The organism is Protofrankia sp. Cr1, from assembly GCF_963555865.1.
Lineage (GTDB): Bacteria > Actinomycetota > Actinomycetes > Frankiales > Frankiaceae > Protofrankia.
The window spans coordinates 5,696-8,547 of sequence record NZ_CAUVXO010000015.1; the positions used below are offsets into that span (position 1 = coordinate 5,696).

3 protein-coding genes are annotated in these 2,852 nt (G+C 71.8%); 1 reads left to right on the forward strand and 2 read right to left on the reverse strand.

Going from position 1 to position 2,852, the window contains the following annotated elements:
- Positions 1–436, forward strand: a 436-nt coding sequence (locus U9980_RS03020) for a Fur family transcriptional regulator (protein WP_322766582.1), incomplete at its 5' end; no start/stop codon positions are given.
- 55 nt (positions 437–491) lie between these two features.
- Here the strand turns inward: U9980_RS03020 and U9980_RS03025 are convergent.
- Both U9980_RS03025 and U9980_RS03030 read right to left on the reverse strand, forming a co-directional pair.
- Positions 492–1,703 carry a CapA family protein gene (locus U9980_RS03025; protein ID WP_416210128.1) on the reverse strand — a complete coding sequence of 404 codons (1,212 nt, stop codon included), beginning with the start codon at positions 1,701–1,703 and terminating at the stop codon, positions 492–494.
- Between the two features lie 31 nt (positions 1,704–1,734).
- Positions 1,735–2,643: an LLM class F420-dependent oxidoreductase gene (locus U9980_RS03030; protein WP_322752864.1), complete on the reverse strand. Its 909-nt coding sequence runs from the start codon at positions 2,641–2,643 to the stop codon at positions 1,735–1,737.
- Between the last annotated feature and the right edge of the window lie 209 nt (positions 2,644–2,852).

A 2,852-nucleotide genomic window follows, 5' to 3' on the forward strand; every position in this document is an offset into this window, starting at 1 on the left:
CGGCCCGGCCGGTAACAGACGGTCCGCGCTCGGCCGGGGAACAACCGTCCGGGCCACCCGTCAGGGCGATGCCGTCTCCGCCGCGCTCGCCGAGATCGACGCCTTCACCAGCGCCCAGGACCTGCACGCGCACCTGCGCGACTCCGGCCAGCCCGTCGGCCTGACCACCGTCTACCGGCATCTGCAGGTCCTCGCCGACCGTGGCGAGGTCGACGTGCTGCGGCGCGACGACGGTGAGACCCTCTACCGCCGCTGTGCCACCGACAGCCATCACCATCATCTGGTGTGCCGCCACTGCGGACGGACCGTCGAGGTCGAAGGACCCGAAATCGAGGCGTGGACGGACCGCGTCGCGACGGCCGCGGGCTTCACCGACGTGGCCCACACCCTGGAGATCTATGGCACCTGCACCACCTGCGCGGCCAGCCCGGACTGACCGGGACCGACCGGACCGACCGACCGGACCGACCGGACCGACCGACCGGACCGACCTACTCCGGGCCGTGCCTCGGCGGCTCAGCCGCGAGATCCGCGCATGTGCGGAGCTGATCCCAGGCGCTGCGGGCGGCCGAGGCCTGCGCACCAGCCAGCGGCACCGGTACGCCGCCGGCGATCCGGGCCGGCATCCACTCCGCCGCGGTGACCGCTCGTCCGGCGACTGTCAGTGTGAGCACACCAGACATGGTGTTCGGGCCATCCCCGGACGCATAGAAGACCAAGTTGCCCAGGCCGTAATCGACATACACACCGTCGGGCCCCCAGCCGCCGCCGAGCTGCACATGCGTGTGCGACCCGACGATCACATCCGCGCCGGCCTCGACAAGTTGTGGCACCAACGCCCGCTGTGCCGGTGTCGGGCAGGATGCGCGTTCCACACCCCAGTGCAGGTAGACGACCACAGTGTCGCTTCCGCTACGGGCGGCCCGGACGGCCGCCAGCAGCCGTGGGATGTTCTTCGCGCTGGCCAGGCCCGGCTTGCCGGGTCCGGCCGTCCAGTCCGAAGCCAGCTCGTCGTCGATCACCTGGGTCGCGCCGATGACGGCGATCCGCTGGCCCTTCACGGTCGTACGCACAGGGGCGTAGGCCTGCGCGTCGTCGAGGCCGATCCCGACGATCGGGAATCCGGCGGACCGGGCACCGGCGATGGTGTCACGCAGACCGTCCACGCCGTAGTCCATGCCGTGGTTGTTCGCCAGGGTGGCGACATCGACGCCGGCGGCCCGCAGCGCGACGAACGCCGACGGTGGCGCGCGGAAGACAAAGGCCTTGTGAACCGGTGTACCAGCCGTGGTCACCGCCGTCTCCAGGTTGACCATCGCCAGGTCGGCGCGACGCAGCGCCTGCGCGATCGGCCCGAGCGCGGTGGCGGGATCAGCGGCCAAGCGGGCCCCGGACCTACCCTCGAAGTGCACGTCCCCACCGAAGGCGATCGTGATCGGGCTGCCCGTCGGACGCTGTCCGGGCGCGCCCACCGGACCGGACGGCGGACCGGACGGCGGGCTGGAAGGCGCCGTGCCCGCTGGAGCGCCGGCTACCGGCCCCGTGGAGGACACGATCAGCCCCGTGCCGTCGAGGGCCGGTACCGTCGCCGCCGGGACGCCGCCCGCCGACGGTGGACCGGACCCGCCGCACGCCAGCAGTGTCCAGACCGCCAGCATCCACGCCAACAACATCCACGGCGACAGCAGCCACACCAGCGGCATCCGCACGCCAGCACGTCCCACCGCAGCGGCCCTAGCCGAGGCTGCGCAGGGCCGGGGCGAGTTCACGCCACTGCCGGCGGGGCAGACCACGGCGGTCCGGGTCGAGGACCTGAACGCATACGTGGTCGGCGCCGGCATCGAGATGCTCGGTGATCCGGGCAAGCAGGACGTCGGGATCACCCCAAGGCACGATCGTGTCGACAAGCCGGTCTGAGCCGGCACCGGTGAGGTCGTCGTCGGTGAAGCCGAAGCGGCGCAGGTTGTTCGTGTAGTTCGGTAGCCGCAGGTACGAACCGGTGTGCCGCCGGGCCAGCTCCCGCGCGGTCTCGGGGTTCGTGTCGAGGACGAACGCCTGCTCCGGGACGAGCAGCTTGCCCGGCCCCAGGATCTCCCGCGCGCCGGCCGTGTGCTCCGGCGGCACGAAGTAGGTGTGCGCGCCGTCCGCCCGGACCCGCGCCAGCTCCAGCATCTTCGGGCCGAGCGCGGCCAGGACCCGCGTCGACGATGTCGGTGGCACCGCCCGGTACTGCTCCGCAGCGGCCCGGTCCATCTCGTCGAGGTAGGCCCGTAGCTGCGACAACGGCTTGGTGTAGGGAACGCCGCGGATCTCCATCAGGGACGCGTGGGACACGCCGATGCCGAGCAGGAAACGGTCCCCGAACGCCTCGGCAAGCGTCATGTGGCCGGCCATCATCGTCTGGGGATGTCGGGCGAGAATCTGCGCGATCCCGGTGGCGACCGTGAGCCGGGATGTCGCCGCGAGCATCAGGGCCGCGGTCACCAGGACCTCCCTGCCCTTGACCTCACCCGTCCAGATCGCGGGATAGCCCAGCTCATCGAGTTCGGCGACGGCCGCCTGGACAACCGAGGCCGGGGAGAAGTCGAACTGGCCGCTCCAGATCCCGACCCGGCCGAGGTCGCGGCGGACGGGCGGGCGCACGGCGCCGGCATTCGCGCCGGCATCGACATTCGCGCCAGCGGCGGCATCGGTGGCTGTGGCGGTGTCCGCGACGGTCGCGGATGAGGGGGCAGCTGTCACTGCACCACGCTATCCGGGTGCGTCAACCACGGCGGGTACCCGCATCCCGTGTCCGGGTTGCTCGCCACCATGGGACGACTATCGTCAGCTCCGCGGCGAACGGTCCCGCT